The organism is Amycolatopsis decaplanina DSM 44594 (assembly GCF_000342005.1).
GTDB classification, from domain to species: domain Bacteria; phylum Actinomycetota; class Actinomycetes; order Mycobacteriales; family Pseudonocardiaceae; genus Amycolatopsis; species Amycolatopsis decaplanina.
On record NZ_AOHO01000071.1, the window covers coordinates 1 to 15524 of the forward strand.

General features: G+C 70.5%; 17 protein-coding genes. 13 read left to right on the forward strand and 4 right to left on the reverse strand.

What is annotated here, in order from left to right; all coding sequences use genetic code 11:
• Window positions 1-76 precede the first annotated feature (76 nt).
• From H074_RS28270 to H074_RS28280, 3 genes are read right to left on the reverse strand one after another with little or no spacing between them, the layout of a single operon-like run.
• On the reverse strand, window positions 77-1027 hold the full coding sequence (locus H074_RS28270) for an LLM class F420-dependent oxidoreductase (RefSeq protein WP_007033494.1): 951 nt from the start codon (window positions 1025-1027) through the stop codon (window positions 77-79).
• Window positions 1024-3138 carry a S9 family peptidase gene (locus H074_RS28275; protein WP_007033495.1) on the reverse strand — a complete coding sequence of 705 codons (2115 nt, stop codon included), beginning with the start codon at window positions 3136-3138 and terminating at the stop codon, window positions 1024-1026. Before H074_RS28275 ends, H074_RS28270 begins: the two co-directional genes overlap by 4 nt.
• 20 nt (window positions 3139-3158) lie before the next feature.
• On the reverse strand, window positions 3159-4013 hold the full coding sequence (locus H074_RS28280; RefSeq protein ID WP_007033496.1) for a PPK2 family polyphosphate kinase: 855 nt from the start codon (window positions 4011-4013) through the stop codon (window positions 3159-3161).
• Between the two features lie 157 nt (window positions 4014-4170).
• Between H074_RS28280 and rocD the strand changes: the two genes are divergently transcribed.
• The 3 genes from rocD (at window position 4171) to H074_RS28295 (ending at window position 7457) form a co-directional block, all read left to right on the forward strand.
• Entirely contained in the window at window positions 4171-5373 is a 1203-nt protein-coding gene (rocD, locus tag H074_RS28285; protein WP_007033497.1) for an ornithine--oxo-acid transaminase, read from the forward strand.
• A 31-nt stretch (window positions 5374-5404) separates the two neighbouring features.
• Complete coding sequence (locus H074_RS28290) at window positions 5405-6766, forward strand: DUF2252 domain-containing protein (RefSeq protein ID WP_007033498.1); 1362 nt, start codon at window positions 5405-5407, stop codon at window positions 6764-6766.
• An 82-nt stretch (window positions 6767-6848) separates the two neighbouring features.
• Window positions 6849-7457, forward strand: coding sequence for a phosphatase PAP2 family protein (locus H074_RS28295; RefSeq protein ID WP_007033499.1), 609 nt, complete (start codon window positions 6849-6851; stop codon window positions 7455-7457).
• On the opposite strand, the gene zapE is transcribed toward H074_RS28295, so the two are convergent.
• Entirely contained in the window at window positions 7411-8445 is a 1035-nt protein-coding gene (gene zapE / locus H074_RS28300; protein ID WP_007033500.1) for a cell division protein ZapE, read from the reverse strand. The genes H074_RS28295 and zapE overlap by 47 nt on opposite strands.
• Before the next feature lie 98 nt (window positions 8446-8543).
• On the opposite strand from zapE, the gene H074_RS28305 reads away from it, so the two are divergent.
• The 10 genes from H074_RS28305 to H074_RS28350 all read left to right on the forward strand — a co-directional run bounded on the left by H074_RS28305 (window position 8544) and on the right by H074_RS28350 (window position 15469).
• Complete coding sequence (locus H074_RS28305; RefSeq protein WP_007033501.1) at window positions 8544-9299, forward strand: pyrimidine reductase family protein; 756 nt, start codon at window positions 8544-8546, stop codon at window positions 9297-9299.
• Window positions 9296-9853, forward strand: coding sequence for an RNA polymerase sigma factor (locus H074_RS28310; protein ID WP_007033502.1), 558 nt, complete (start codon window positions 9296-9298; stop codon window positions 9851-9853). The genes H074_RS28305 and H074_RS28310 overlap by 4 nt, the downstream gene beginning before the upstream one ends.
• Window positions 9853-10278, forward strand: a complete 426-nt coding sequence (locus H074_RS28315) for a hypothetical protein (RefSeq protein ID WP_007033503.1) — start codon at window positions 9853-9855, stop codon at window positions 10276-10278. Before H074_RS28310 ends, H074_RS28315 begins: the two co-directional genes overlap by 1 nt.
• A 311-nt stretch (window positions 10279-10589) precedes the next feature.
• Window positions 10590-11051 carry an Asp23/Gls24 family envelope stress response protein gene (locus tag H074_RS28320; protein ID WP_007033504.1) on the forward strand — a complete coding sequence of 154 codons (462 nt, stop codon included), beginning with the start codon at window positions 10590-10592 and terminating at the stop codon, window positions 11049-11051.
• Window positions 11051-11227 (forward strand): hypothetical protein, encoded by a 177-nt coding sequence (locus H074_RS41145; RefSeq protein WP_005157087.1) that lies wholly within the window; start codon window positions 11051-11053, stop codon window positions 11225-11227. Before H074_RS28320 ends, H074_RS41145 begins: the two co-directional genes overlap by 1 nt.
• Entirely contained in the window at window positions 11224-11589 is a 366-nt protein-coding gene (locus tag H074_RS28330; RefSeq protein ID WP_007033505.1) for an Asp23/Gls24 family envelope stress response protein, read from the forward strand. Before H074_RS41145 ends, H074_RS28330 begins: the two co-directional genes overlap by 4 nt.
• 14 nt (window positions 11590-11603) lie before the next feature.
• Window positions 11604-12140, forward strand: a complete 537-nt coding sequence (locus tag H074_RS28335) for a DUF6286 domain-containing protein (protein WP_007033506.1) — start codon at window positions 11604-11606, stop codon at window positions 12138-12140.
• Window positions 12137-12724 carry an Asp23/Gls24 family envelope stress response protein gene (locus tag H074_RS28340; RefSeq protein WP_007033507.1) on the forward strand — a complete coding sequence of 196 codons (588 nt, stop codon included), beginning with the start codon at window positions 12137-12139 and terminating at the stop codon, window positions 12722-12724. Before H074_RS28335 ends, H074_RS28340 begins: the two co-directional genes overlap by 4 nt.
• A 28-nt stretch (window positions 12725-12752) precedes the next feature.
• Window positions 12753-13832, forward strand: a complete 1080-nt coding sequence (locus H074_RS28345; protein WP_007033508.1) for an ATP-dependent DNA ligase — start codon at window positions 12753-12755, stop codon at window positions 13830-13832.
• Window positions 13833-13903: 71 nt separating this feature from the next.
• Entirely contained in the window at window positions 13904-15469 is a 1566-nt protein-coding gene (locus H074_RS28350; protein ID WP_007033509.1) for an alpha/beta hydrolase, read from the forward strand.
• Window positions 15470-15524: the final 55 nt, after the last annotated feature.

The window sequence follows — 15524 nt, forward strand, 5'->3', positions numbered from 1 at the left end:
ATCACCGGAAACCCCTGGCTACCAACCAACCCCACAACCACCTGACCAGTAACCCGTCCTTACCACTCACGAGGCGTCAGCGCGGAGCGAGACCCCGCACGTGCGCGAAAGGATCCTCACCCGTCGGCAGCAACGCGATGATCGGCGTGGTCAGCCCGTTGTCCACATAGGACCGCACCTGCTCGCGGCAGGACTCGAGGCTGCCGTGGACGATCAGGTCGTCGACGACCTCGTCCGGAATGACCTGGTTCGCCTTCTGCCGGTCGCCCGCGGCCCACGCCTCGTGCATCGGCGCGAGTGCCTCGCCACGGCCGAGCCATTCGTGGAACGCGGCGTACACCGGCACGGTGAGGTAACTCGAGATGAGCATCCGGCCGAGCCCGCGCGCGGCGGCCTTGTCCTCGGTGGGGCAGACGAAGATCCGCGCGGCCAGTTCGACGTCCGGCCCGATCTCCGCACGCACCTTCGGCACGTCGGAGGCGGCGAGCCAGTTGGTGATGGCGCCGTCGGCCTCCTTCGCGGCCAGCCGCAGCATCCCCGGCCGCAGCGCGGCGAGCATGATCGACGGCGCCGGGTCGGCGGGCCGTTCCAGCCGGAACTTGCTGACGGAGAACGTCTCGTACTCCTCGGTGACCTTCTCCCCCGCCAACGCCGACCGCAGGAAGCGCAGAGTGTCACGCGAGCGGGCGAACGGCGCCTCGAACTCCGCGGCGTTCCAGTTCTTCACGATCACCGGCGACGACGCGCCGATGCCGAGCACGAACCGGCCGGGCGCCAGTTCCGCGACGGTCGCCGCGCTCATCGCCAGCAGACCGGGTCCGCGCGTGTACACCGGCACGATCGCGGTGCCCAGCCGCAGTTGCGGCGCCCACTGCGAAGCCAGCACCAGCGGTGTGAAGGCGTCGTTGCCCGCCGTCTCGGCCGACCACGCGTCGGTGTAGCCGAGATCCGGCAACTCCCGCACCATCTCCTTGTGCGCCGCGAGCGGCACCCCGGTCAGCGGAATGGTGATGCCCCACCGTTTCATGCGTTCTCCTCGCTCTTGACCGCGTCACCGGACAGCTCACGCACGATCCAGTCCACCTGCGTGCGCATCAGGTTCTCCGCGACCTCTTCGGCTTGCGGCGTCATATGCGTCGCGCCGGCCAGCGGCAAGAACACGTGCGCGCGTCCCTTGGCCAGCAAGGCCGACGACAGGCGCAACGAGTGGGCGACGAAAACGTTGTCGTCGGCCAGTCCGTGCACGATCAGCAGCGCCCGCGAGAGGTCACCGGCGCCGGCGATCAGCGAGTTGTGTTCGTACGAAGCCGTTTCCTCCTGCGGAAGCCCGAGGTAACGCTCGGTGTAGTGCGTGTCGTACAACGACCAGTCGGTCACCGGGGCGCCCGCGACCCCGGCGTGGAAGACGTCGGGGCGGCGCAGCACGGCCAGCGCGGACAGGTAGCCGCCGTAGGACCAGCCGCGGATCGCGACCCGCTCCAGGTCCAGTTCCGGATGGAGCGCCGCCGCCGCGTGCAGGGCGTCGACCTGGTCGGCGAGCGTGACGTCGGCGAGTTTGCCCGCGATCTCCTTCTCCCAGGCGGAACCGCGACCGGGTGTCCCGCGACCGTCTGCGACCAGCACCGCGAAACCCTGGTCCGCCAGCCACTGCGGGGTCAGGAAGGCGTTGCGGGTCTGCAGGACACGCTGGGCGTGCGGTCCGCCGTACGGGTCGAGCAGCACCGGGAGCTTGCCTTCGCTCTCTTCGTACCCGGTCGGCAGCACCAGCGCGGCGCGCAGGCCCCGCTCCCCCAGCGTCAGCCAGGTCAGGTTCGGCACGACGTCCGGGTCGACGGTGAAGGAACCGATACGCGCCACCGTCTTCTCACCGGACACGACGGTCACCACCGGCCCGCTGCGCTCCAGGCTCCACGACGAGAGCACGGTCAGCGAAGCGTTCCCGGAGCCGACGTGCACACCGTCCTCAGTGGACAGCCGACGGAGTTCGCCGCCCTCGGTGCGGAAGACGTGGATCTGTGTCGGATCGGCCTCCGACGCGCTGAACAGCACCTCGTCGCCGACGTGCAGGATCGAACGCACCTGCAGTCCCGGCGGGGTGACGGCCACCCCGCCGACGACCAGCCGGTGGTCGCCCTCGGCGGCGCTTTCGCGGACCAGACGGCCGTCGGTGGTCCATGCCGGGACGCCCGCGGCGAGCTCGACCCAGTGCTCGTCGGTCTCGGTGTGCAGTACCTCGACCGAACCGGTCGCCGGGTCGACCGCCTGGATCTCCAGTTTCCGCTGGTCACGCGACTGGACGGACAGCAGCGGCTTGCCGGCGGCCGACCAGTGCACCGCCGCCAGGTACTCCCAGCCGGTCTTCACGACGTCGACGCGGGAGCCGTCGAGGCCGAGGACCGCCAGCGTCACGTCCGCGTTCGTGGTGCCCGCCGCCGGGTACGCGACGACGTCGGCCGCCGACTGCGGGTTGGCCGGATCGGCGATCGTCCAGCGCGGCACGGCGGCCCGGTCGGACCGTTCGGCCAGCAGGCTCTTCCCGTCCGGCGACCACCAGTAGCCGCGGGTGCGGCCCATCTCCTCGGCCGCGATGAACTCCGCGAGCCCCCAGGCGATGTCGTCACCCGCTTCGTCGACGAGCAGGCGGTCCTCGCCGGTGGCCCGGTCGATCACCCGCAGGCGCCGGTCGCGGACGTAGGCGACGCGAGTGCCGTCCGGGCTGGGCCGCGGATCGACGACCGAGCCGTCGACCAGCACCGACACCTCGCCGGTGGCCAGGTCGAGGGTGTGGAGCTTGCCCGAGAGCGAGAACGCGGCGACGGTGAAGGCGTCGTCGACCGCGTAGCCGACCACGCCGCCGCCGGTCTCCCGGCTGCGCTCACGGCGGGCACGTTCCTCCGGAGGCAGGTCCTCTTCACCGGGCAGCAGCTCGGCCGCGTCGACCAGCTTCGTCTCCTCGCCCGACACGACGTCGAACGACCACAGGCTGTGCCGCGGGTCGGTCCCGGACCCGGACCGCAGGAACAGGATGCGGGAACCGTCCGGGGCGACCTTGAACTCTTTCGGCGCGCCGAGGGTGAAACGCTGGGTACGGGCCTGGCGGCGGAGGAACGGGAGATCTTCGAGGCTGGTGTCGGTCACGTCCGCACTCTTTCAGACGATCAACCGGAGACGCCAACGCCTTCCAGCTTCTTCAGTTCCGTCTCAGGATCGAACCCGGCCTGCGGGAACTTCGGGTCCATCTCCTCGATCGTCTCGATCAGGAGCCGCGCGACCAGCCAGTTGCGGTACCACTTGCGATCGGCAGGGACGGCGTACCAGGGCGCGGCCGCCGTGGAGGTCTTGGCGAAGATGTCGGCATAGGCCTTCTGGTAGTCGTTCCACTGGGCACGCGCGTCGAGGTCGGCGGGGTTGTACTTCCACCACTTCGCCGGGGTCTCCAGCCTCGCCTTGAGCCGCTTGAGCTGCTCCTCCGGCGAGATGTCGAGGAAGACCTTCACGATCGTCGTGCCGGCCTCGGTCAGCTCCTTCTCGAACGCGTTGATCTCGGCGTAGCGCTTGCGCCATTCCGCCGCGGGCACCAGTTTCTGGACACGCGGAACCAGGATGTCCTCGTAGTGGGAGCGGTCGAACACGCCGACCTGCCCCGGTACGGGGAGCTGTTTGCGGATCCGCCACAGGTAGTGGTGGCGCCGCTCCGTGGCGGTCGGCTTCTTGAACCCGGCGTACCGCACGCCCATCGGGTTGACCAGGCCGAGAACGTGTCCCACCGTGCCGCCTTTGCCGGAGGTGTCCATCCCCTGCAGGACCAGCAGAAGACTGCGGTTCCCGCCGCCGACGCCCTCCGCGTACAGGGCCTCCTGCAGCTCGGCGAGCCTGCCTCCAGCGTCGGCGAGGTCTTTGAGTCCCTTGGGCTTCTTGTCCGGCCCGATCGGGAACGAGCCCGGATGGTGCCGCTCGGCGCCCTTGCCGATCCTCAGCGTGTCCCGGACGGAGACGGTGTCCTTTTTCGCCATCCGGCGACGATAACCGCGGTCCGGGTCCCGCGCCTGACGGTGATCAAGTACTCCGGTGCACGATTTCGCCACCCGAAGGAGTCGATACGCAACGAATAACGTGTCAAAGCAACGTTTCCCGGATGAAAGCAGGTGGATGGGCATCTAACCTGAACGCATGACGACCGCCGACTTCATCGCGCTCGACGAGCAGTGGAGCACGCACAACTACCATCCCCTGCCGGTGGTGATCGCCACGGCCGAAGGCGCATCGGTCACCGATGTGGAGGGCAAGACCTACCTCGACTTCCTCTCCGGCTACTCCGCGCTGAACTTCGGGCACCGCCACCCCGGGCTCATCGCCGCCGCGATCGAGCAGTTCGGCCGGGTGACGCTGACTTCACGCGCCTTCCACCACGATCAGCTCGGGCTGTTCTGCCGGGAGCTCGCCAAGCTGACCGGTACCGAGATGACCCTGCCGATGAACTCCGGCGCGGAAGCCGTCGAATCCGCGGTGAAGATCGCCCGGAAATGGGCGTATCAGGTCAAGGGCGTCCCTGCCGGTACCGCGGAGATCGTCGTCGCCGGCTCCAACTTCCACGGCCGCACGACGACCATCGTGTCCTTCTCCACCGACGAAACCGCGCGCGCCGACTTCGGCCCGTTCACGCCGGGCTTCGTCACCGTCAAGTACGGCGACGCCGAAGCGCTGCGCGACGCCATCACCGAGCGCACCGCCGCGGTCCTGCTCGAACCGGTGCAGGGTGAGGCGGGCGTGATCGTGCCGCCCACCGGCTACTTCGCCGAAGCTCGGCGGCTGTGCGACGAGCACAACGTCCTGCTGATCGCCGACGAGATCCAGTCCGGACTCGCGCGCACCGGCACCGTCCTCGCGCTCGACCACGAAGGCGTCCGCGCCGACGTCTACACCCTGGGCAAGGCGCTCGGCGGCGGCATCATGCCCGTGTCGGCCGTGGTCGGCGGCAAGGACGTGCTCGGCGTGCTGCGGCCGGGTGAGCACGGCTCCACCTTCGGCGGGAACCCGGTCGCGTGCGCGATCGGACGGGCCGTGGTCGGGCTGCTGAAGACCGGCGAGTTCCAGGAGCGCTCGCGGGAACTGGGCGCCCACCTGCACTCGCGGCTCGGCGAACTGGTCGGCGACGGGCTCGCCGAGGTCCGCGGCCGCGGCCTCTGGGCGGGTGTCGACATCGCGCCCGGTGGGCCGACCGGCCGCGAGGCGTCCATCGCGCTGGCCGAACGCGGCGTGCTGTGCAAGGAGACACACGACCACACGCTGCGGATCGCGCCGCCGCTGGTGATCACCCGCGAGGAACTCGACCGCGGTATCGACGCGATCACGGAGGTCGTCAAGACCCGGTGAACCTTTCGGACGGGTTGTACGTTGCCTGTCCATGGGAAACGCGCGGGAATGGGTGGAGCGGCCGCTGGTCGGCACCGAGACGGTGTCGCCCGAGGACTGGTTCGCGAGGGGCAAGGCGCTGCGGGACGAGGCGCCTTCGTCCGCGCACGATCACGCGGCGGCGGGCGAAGAGCGGCCGAGTGTGGCGGAGTTCTTCGCGCGCACCAACGAAGGCCGCCTGCCGGAACTGGTGGAACTGCGGCGCGAGCGCATGCTCGCGTCGCCGTTCACCTTCTACCGCGGGGCCGCCGGGCTGATGGCGGCCGATCTGGCGGGCTCGCCGGCGTCCGGGCTGACGGCGCAGCTCTGCGGGGACGCGCACGCCGCGAACTTCGGGCTGTACGGCACGCCCGAAGGCCAGATCGTCATGGACATCAACGACTTCGACGAATCCGTGCCGGGCCCGTGGGAGTGGGACCTCAAACGGCTCGCCGCGAGTCTCGTGCTGGCCGGACGCGAGGGCGGCATCGGCGAATCAGGCTGCCGTGAAGCCGCCGAAGACGCCGTGAAGTCGTACCGGCGCACCATCCGGGGGCTGGCGGAACTGCCGTTCCTGCGGTCGTGGAACGCGCTGCCGGACGCGTCGGTGCTGAGCAAGGTCCGCGCGCACGACCTGATCGACGACTTCGAGGAAGCGGCCGAGAAGGCGCGGAAGAACACCAGCGCCAAGGTCACCGCGAAGTGGACCCGGCGGATCGACGACCACGAGACGGGCCTCGAACGGCACCGCTTCGTCGAAGACCCGCCGGTGCTCACACACGTCGACGACGCGACCGCCGAAGCCGTCGTGACCGGACTCGTGTCCTATGTGGACACGTTGCGCGAGTCGCGGCGCACGCTGATCTCGCGGTACCGGGTCTCCGATGTGGCCTTCCGGGTGGTCGGCACCGGCAGTGTCGGACTGCGCAGCTATGTGGCGCTGCTGCACGGGAACTCCGGCGAAGACCTTGTCCTGCAAGTGAAACAGGCCAACCCGTCGGCGCTCGCGCCGTTCCTCGGCCTGCCCGCTCCGGAGCACGAGGGCCGCCGGATCGTCGAGGGCGCGCGGCTCGTGCAGGCCGAGACCGACATCCTGCTCGGCTGGACGACCATCGACGGTGTCCCGTACATCGTGCGGCAGTTCCGGAACCTCAAGGGCGACATCGATCCGGCGGAGCTGAAGAAGAACCACCTCGACGACTACGGCCGCCTGGCGGGCGCGTTGCTGGCGCGGGCGCACGCGCGGTCACTGCACCCGCGGATGCTGGCGGGGTACTTCGAGGACGACGAAGACCTCGACGAGGCCATCGGGGCTTACGCGGTGCGATACGCGGATCAGACCGAAGCCGACCACGAGGCCTTCGCCGCCCTCTGAACCCCACGACCTCCGCAATTAGTCACCTACTTGCGTGGCCGTCCGCCTCCGGGGCTGATCGCCCGTGACGTAATCTCGCCGGATGAGCGGAAGAGGGCCGTACGGGCTGGTCGCGGTGACGTGTGCCGTGATCATGGTCGTGCTCGGGGTGCTGGTCTCCGGCGAAGGCCTTTCCGTCCCCGACGAGCTCGCCGTCAAGTGGGTGGAACGCTCCTTCGGCCGCGACTCCGGCCTTCTCCGGCTACTGGCGCTGCCGACCGAGGCCTACGTCCTGATCCCGGTCGCGGTCCTCGCCGCCGTCCTCTGCCTGATCGGACGGCGCAGGCTCGAAGCGGCGCTGACCATCGTGGGCCCGCTCATCGCGATCTTCGCGAACACCTGGGTGCTCAAACCGCTCTTCGACCGCCGGAAGTACACCTACCTCGCCTATCCCAGCGGGCATACCGTCGCGCTGGTCGCGGTGCTGACCGTGCTCGTCCTGCTCGCCCGCCCCGGCGTCGCGACGGCGGTCATCTCGATGGTGGGCGCGGTGGTGCTCTGCGGCGTCACGATCGGCATGATCGGCCTCGGATACCACTACCTGACCGATGTCGTGGGCGGCACGCTGTTCGCCGTCGCGACCGTGTGCGCGACGTGGGTGCTGCTCACCTGGGCTGCACGGCGTCGCGCGCCAGTGCCGTCAGACGGCTGACGGCGCGCAGGTACTTCTTGCGGTAGCCGCCGTTCACCATCTCCTCGGTGAACAGCTCCGGTACCGGCTCGCCCGAGACCACCAGCGGGATCGCGCGGTCGTAGAGCCGGTCTGCGAAGGCGACCAGCCGCAGTCCGACGTTCTGGTCGGGGACCGGGTGGATGTCGCGCAGGTGCACCCTGGACACGCCGTCGAGGAGCCTTCCGTAACGCGAAGGGTGGAGCCCGGCCAGGTGCTCGCACAACGCGTCGAAATCGTCCGCGGTGGACCCGGTGTGCGCGGCGGCGGAGGCTTCCAGCTCTTGAAGGCTCGCGGGCGGCGGCGCGTCCGGCAGGCCGCGGTGGCGGTAGTCCGGTCCATCGACGCGGCAGACGGCGAACCGGGCGGACAGCGACTGGATCTCGCGCAGGAAGTCCGCGGCGGCGAACCGGCCCTCGCCGAGTTTGTCCGGCAGCGTGTTGGAGGTCGCCGCCACGAAGACCCCGGCCGAGATCAGCTCCTGCAGCAGCCGTGTGACGAGCATGGTGTCGCCGGGATCGTCGAGTTCGAACTCGTCGATCGCCAGGAACCGGTGCTCGGAGAGCCGCCGCACCGCCTCGGCGAAACCCAGTGCGCCGACGAGGTGGGTCAGTTCCACGAACGTCCCGTACGCCTTGGGCGACGGCGTCTCGTGCCACGTCGAGGCGAGCAGATGCGTCTTGCCGACGCCGAAGCCGCCGTCGAGGTACAGCCCCATGGGCCCGGACGGTGCCTCGTCACCGCCGCCGAACAACGCGCGCAGCTTCGACTTCGGCTTCCGGTTCGAGGCTTCCGCCACGCGCTTCGCGAAGGCGCCGCAGTCGACGACGGCCTGGGCCTGGCTCGGCTCGTCCGGGTTGGGCACGTAGGTGGAGAACCGGACCGCGTCGAACCTCGGCGGCGGGACGAGCGCGGTGATCAGCTCGTCGGCGGACAGCTCCGGACGGCGATCGATCAGGCGGGCGGGCATTCGCCGAGAGTAACGGCAGCGGCGTGGCCCGTTCACCCTCCCTGACCGGGCGTATCCCCCGCTCAGCGGTGCCGTCGGGCGCGTGCTGGGATGTTCGCGTGCAGCTTTTGTGGCCAACGACACCGGCGGAACCCGTCTCCGACGCCGACCTCGAACGGCTCTACGGGTACCCCGAGGACATGACCGCCCTGACCCGTCCCTGGGTCCAGGTCAACTTCGTCAGCTCCGCGGACGGCGCGGTGGCGGTCGACGAGCTGTCCGAGGGACTTTCCCATCCCGCCGACAAGCGGATCTTCCTGATGGGACGGCTGCTCTCCGACGTGATCCTGGTCGGCGCCGGCACGGCTCGCGCGGAGGGTTATCGCGGCGCGCGCGTCACTCCCGAACGCGCCGCCCGACGGGTCTCGCTCGGGCTGTCCGAGGTCCCGCCGATCGCGGTGGTGACCCGTTCCGGTGAACTCGACCCCGCGGGCCCGTTGTTCACCGACACCAAGGTCCCGCCGATCGTCATCACCACCGAGAAGGCGCCCCGGGCCGCGCTGGAGGACGCGGGTGCCGACGTGCTCGTCGCGGGGACCGACGACGTCGACCTCCGCCGGGCGCTCGCACTCCTGGGAGAGCGCGGGCTGCGCCGGGTCGACTGCGAGGGCGGGCCGGCGCTGTTCGCCGACCTGATCGCGGCCGACCTCGTCGACCAGCTGTGCCTCACCGTCGCCCCCTTGCTGGCGGGAGCGGGCGCGAGCCGGATCGCCCACGGCCGTCCGGCCCCGGAACCGCGGCGGATGGACCTCGCGTCAGCCCTCTTCGAAGACGGCTTCACGATGCTGCGCTATCGCCGCCGGGAGGGCGGGTGAGCGAGGCCGCGCCGGTTCCGGACGAGGAACTGGCGGCCAGGGCCGCCGGCGGGGACCACGCCGCCTTCGACACGCTGGTCCGGCGGCACACGGCCAGGATGTACCGCGTGGCGCTGCGGATCACCGGCAGCACGTCGGAAGCCGAGGACGTCGTCCAGGAGGCCTGGCTCTCCGCGTGGCGCGCGCTGCCCGGGTTCCGGTACGAGTCCGCGGTGTCCACTTGGCTCTACCGGGTGACGACGAACGGTGCCCTGCGCCAGGTCCGGCGCCGGAAACCGACCGTTCCGCTCGACGAGGGCGACGCGGGTGTCGTACCAGGTCCGGAGGGTCACGTGGTGAGCGCCGAACAGGTCGGCACGGTGCTGCGCGCGATCGCCGAACTCGACGTCGGCCAGCGGATCCCGCTGATTCTGCGAGAATTCGAAGGGTTGACCTACGACGAGGTGGCCGAGGTGCTGGAAGTCAGTGTGCCCGCTCTGCGCGCCCGCCTGCACCGCGCGAGGGTGGCATTGCTGGCGAAACTCGGCGACAACTTCCGATCCGGGGAACGGTGATGAGCGAGGATCCGCGCGACGACCCCCGGTGGCAGCAGGTGCGCGCCGCCGCGAGCCGTCCGGTGCCGACGCCGCCGGGGCTCGTCGAACGGGTGCTCCGCTCGGTCGGCGGCGTCCGCGGCAGGCACACCACCGCCCCGCTCGATCTGCCCTCGTCGGGTGGGAAGACCCAGGTGTCGGAACGGGCGCTGGTGCTGATGACCAGAAGCCTCGCCGCCGAGATCGGCCGCGACCTCGGCGGGGTCCACGTGTCGGCCGTCGCGCTCGAAGAGGACGTGCTCCAGGTGCTGGTGACGATCCGGTTCGGCGTCGAAGCGGCCGTCGTGGAGCTGTTGCGTCACCGGGTCGGCGCGGCCCTGACCGGTCAGCTCGGGTCGGCCCCGCCCGCGATCAACGTCCACGTCGTCGACGTGCATCCGGACTGAACCCAGGTTCGAAAGTCGTGACTCGCGTGATCGGACGCCGAACTGACGTGCTTAAAGGCGGATCACGCGTGACTGGACGCCGCACTCGGGTGTGCGGCCTCTGATCACGCGAGTTCGGCCTTCAAGCACGCGAGATCCGTCTCCGATCACGCGAGTTCGGCGCCACGCCTCGAAGGCCGTCCCAGAACTGATTACCCCATCCGGGGGACACCGCGTGACGACTCGGCATGCGCGCGTGTCCCGGTCGGTGAGAGCGTAGGGACCGCCGCGCGCGCAGGTCGCGCGGCACAGGCCGAGAAGGAGCGAACTTCATGGCGCAGCCGAGCGCGAGCAAGCCCGACACCCCCTCGCTGGGGGCTGGGTCGGGATCGTCCCTCAACGAGGAAGGAGCCGCCGGCAAGACCACGATCTCGTCGGTGGTGGTGCAGAAGGTGGCGGGTCTCGCCACCCGCGAGGTGACCGGGATCCACGCGCTGGGCGGCGGGGTCTCACGGGCCTTCGGCGCGATCCGCGAGCGCATCCCCGGCTCCGGCACGGTCACCACGTCCGGTGTCTCGGTCGAGGTCGGCGAGAAGCAGGCGGCGATCGACCTCGACGTGGTCGTCGAGTACGGCGCCCGCATCGTCGACGTCGCGCGGGCGGTGCGCCGCAACGTGATCGGCCAGGTCGAGCAGATCACCGGTCTCGAGGTGATCGAGGTCAACATCGCGGTCAACGACATCCACCTGCCCGACGAGAACGGCGGCGAGACCGAGACCTCGCGGGTCGAGTGATGAACGGGACCCAGACCGGCCTGCTCGCCGGCCTCATCCTCGGCCTCGCCGCGACACAGGGCTTCACCGCGTTCCTGGTGACGCTGGCCGTCGGCGTCATCGGCCTCGTCCTCGGCCGCGTGCTCGACGGCGAACTCGACCTCGGCGACTTGTTCGGCCGGGGCCGCGACAAATGACCGTCCCGCCCGGCCCCGGCGACCTCGACGATCGCGGCACCCTCACCATCGCGCCGTCCGTGGTCCGCAAGATCGCGCAGCACGCCGCGGACCAGGTCGACGGCACCACGCGCGCCGAGCGGCGGATCGCCGGACTCGGGCTGGGGACACACGGCGCGAGCGCGAAGGTCGGCGGCGAGGGCAACGACGTCGACCTCGTGCTCGACGTGGCGTTGAACTATCCGGCGCCGGTGCGGCGGATCGTCGGCGACCTGCGCGCCAAGGTCACCGAGGAGGTCGAGCGGATCACCTCGTACCAGGTCCGGGACATCTCGGTGACGGTCTCCGCGCTCCTGCCCGACATCGCGCCCCGCGTCCGCTAGAAGGAGCAACCGGTATGCGTTTGATCGTCCGCCTGCTGTCGGCCCTGATCGGGCTGGCGCTGGCCGCCGCAGGGGTCCTGCTGGCGCTGGAGGTCGGCTGGGGCTGGTGGCGGCCGGGGCGGGGGCCGCTGTTCGTCCCGTGGGACGACTGGCGGGACAGGCTCGCGCAACTGTCCTGGAGTGCTTCCACGGTCCGGTACCTCGCGATCGCCGTCGCGGTCGTGGGGTTGCTGCTGATCCTCGCGGCGGCCTCGGCCGGACGGCGCGCCATCCGGCTGACCGATCCGGCGAACGAGGTCAGCGTGACCACGTCGCCGCGTTCGCTGGCGAGACTGGTCGGGGTGACCGTGCGCGCGCAGGACAACGTCGCGGGCGCGAAGGTCACGGCCACCGCCAAGAAGATCCGTGTCCGCGCGACGAGCAGGCTGGAAACCGAAGGCGAGCTGCGGCCGCGGCTGCTGGAGACGGTCTCCGGTCTGCTCGACGACGTCCCCCTGGTGCGGCGGCCGAAGGTGTCGGTCGTCGTCGACTCCCCGAAGGACCGCCGATGACCCGTTCGGTCTCCGCCAAAGCACTCGGCCGGTCCACCGGCACGGAACGGACGCTGACCGTCCTCATCGGACTCCTCGCGGTGCTCGGCGGTGCAGCGGTGCTCGTGGTCGGCGCGGGTTGGCTCGGCACGTACCGCGCCGGCCGGCCGCTCGTCGATCCGATCGCTCTCGCCTGGCTGTCGCAGCACGCGCTCGCCGCCCGGATCGGCGCGATCGTGCTCGGTGTCCTCCTGCTGTGGCTGGGCCTGTGGTGGTTCTTCCGGTCACTGCGCCCGGAAGGCCGTCCGGACCTCGAACTCGACGACGACCTCGTGGTGACCTCTTCGGCCATCTCCGAGGCCGTCCGCCTCGACGCCGAGACGGTCGACGGGGTCGGGCACGCCCGGGTCCGCGCGGTCGGCGACAAGGAGAACCCGGCCCTGCGGATCACGCTCTGGCTCGTCGAGGGCACCGACCTGAAACGGGTCTGGGAGCAGCTCGACCTCACCGTGCTGGCCCGCGCGCGGGAATCGCTCGGGGTGGACGTCCTGCCGACCGCCGTCCGGATCGAACTCGACACGACGGCACCGCAACGGGTGCGCTGACCACGCCGATGCGGCAAGAATGGCCGTCATGTCGCTTCCCTTGACACCGCCGGTCAAACCGATGCTCGCCAAACCGGCGAAGGCGATCCCCGATTCCGGCGGGCTGCTGTTCGAGCCGAAGTGGGACGGGTACCGCTGCCTGGTGTTCCGCGACGGTGACGAACTGACCCTGCAGTCACGGTCGGAGAAGCCGCTCAACCGGTACTTCCCCGAGGTCGTCGAGCGGTTGAAGGCGGCACTGCCCGAGCGGATCGTGCTGGACGGCGAACTGGTGGTCGCCAGGGGCGGGAAGCTGGACTTCGACGCGCTCACCGACCGTGTCCACCCCGCCGAAAGCCGCATCAAGCTGCTGGCGGAACAGACCCCGGCCGAGTTCGTCGCGTTCGACCTGCTGGCGCTCGGCGACGAGTCCTATCTGGACGAACCGACGTCGAAGCGGCGGGAACGGCTGGAGAAACTGGCCTCCGACGGCATCCACCTGACCCCGGCCACCGCGGATCCGGCGATCGCGCGGCATTGGTTCGAACTGTTCGAGGGCGCGGGACTCGACGGTGTCATCGGCAAACCGCTCGACGAGCCGTACACGCCCGGCAAACGCGTGCTGCTGAAGTACAAGCACTCGCGCACCGCCGACTGCGTGCTCGCTGGGCTGCGCTGGCACGTCGACGGCGAACCGGGAGAGATGGTCGGCTCGTTCCTGCTCGGGCTCTACGACGAGAACGGGGTGCTGCACCACCCCGGTGTCGTCGGATCGTTCCCGGTCACCCGCCGGCGTGAACTGGCCGAGGAACTGGCGCCGTTGATCACCGACGGCGCCGATCACCCCTGGCTGGGCGACAACGTGCGGGAGCACCAGCGGATCCCGGGCGGGATCACCCGGTGGAAGTCCAAGGAAGCCCCGTGGGTGCCGGTGAAGCTGGAAAAGGTGGTCGAGGTCGGCTACGAGCACACGGAAGGCGGGTATCCGTCGCGGTTCCGCCACACCGCGCAGTTCAAACGCTGGCGCCCCGACCGCGAACCGGACTCCTGCACCTACGCCCAGCTCGACGAGGTCGCCCGCTACGACCTGGACGCGGTGTTCCGCGGCGAGGTCAAACGCACCCGCTAACCGAGGTCAAACACCCGACCTGCGAAGCTCACCACGAGCTTTTGTCATGCCCGGAAAGTGAGGACCAGCCCGTGCGCCCCGCCAGCACCGTCCGCCGCAGGCCACGGCTGTTCCTGATGACCACCGTGGTGACGGCCGTGCTCGCGGGCTGCACGGCGGGACCGTCGGTCCGGCCGGCGGTGATCGACAACGACGGCAAGCCGGATCCCGGCGGCCAGACGACGGCGCAGCAGGTACCGCTGCCGCCGCTCGCCGAACCGCGGTCTCCGTCCATCAAATGGGAGGACTGCGACGAAGCGACCCGGCAGCGGCTGGGACAGCCGTCCGTGCCGGACACGCTGAAGTTCTCCTGCGCCAGGGTGCCCACCACGCTCGACGCGCCGGACCTGCCGGGTCGCGGGCTCTCGCGGCTGTCGGTGGTCAAGACCGGCGGCGGGCCGATCCCGCTCGTCTTGGTCAACGACGTCGACGGTGAGCCGGGGTCGCTGTACGCCGCGCGGCTGGCCGCGACGCTGCCGCCCGAGTTCCTGCAGAAGTTCTCCCTGATCGGCGTGGACCGGCGCGGGACCGGGTCGTCCGCGCCGGTGCAGTGCATCCCGGCGGAGATCCGCACCGATCTGCTCGGCGGCGATCCGGCGGCCGCCGACCTCGAAGGCGTCGTCGACGCGGCGCGCAAGGCTGGTCAGCAGTGCGCCATCGAACTGGACGACTCCCAGGTCGCGATGGACAGCTGGCGTGCCGCGGGTGACCTTGAGGAACTCCGTGAGCAACTGGGACTGGACAAGCTGCACGCGCTGGGCCGCGGTGACGGGTCGAAGGTCCTCGCCGAATACGCCGTGCGGTTCCCGGCCCAGGTCGGCCGGGTCATGCTCGACGGGCTGCCCGACCCCGCCCCCGACGCGGCCGCCGTACAGGAGTCCGTCGCCGCGAGCGCGCAGGCCACCCTCGACGCGTTCGGCGCCGACTGCATCGCGAGGGGCTGCCCGATCGGCGACGCCCGCTCGGCCGTGACCGCCGTCGCGGACCGGCTCCGCTCCGCCTCCGCGACGACCACCGACGGCGCGGAGATCACCCCGGGGATCGCGCTGTACGCCATCTACTCCGGGCTCACGCAGCGCTCGCGCTGGGTCGAACTCGCCGAGGCGCTCAAGACCGCGCAGACCGGCGATGTCACGCCGCTGGCGGCGTTCGCCGAACCGGTGCTGAAGGACTCCCGGGCGCGGCCTTCGCGGCTGGACGGCACGCTCGCGACCAAGTGCAACGACAGTGCGACCCGGCTCTCTGCCGAGGAACTCACGCGCGTGACCACGACTCTGCGCGACAAGTACCCGCAGTTCGGTGTCTTCGCCGCGCAGCAACTGGCTTGGTGCAGCCCATGGCCCGTGCGTCGTGAACCGCTCCCGCCCGCGGGCGCGCCGGGCGCTCCGCCGATCCTCGTCGCGGGCACCGCGACCGACCCGGTCACGCCGGAGCAGGGCACCGGCCGGGCTGTCGACCAGATGCCGAGCGCGGTGACGATCACCTGGCAGGGCGCCGGGCACGGCGCCCTGAGCCTCTCCCCCTGCGTCGCGGACGCGACCCGGGCCTTCCTGATCGACGGGAAGATCCCCGCCGACGGGACCCTTTGCCCCGCCTGAACGACTCGTGAGCGGTAAGGACGGTTAGAACCGTCTTCGCCACTCACGAGACCCA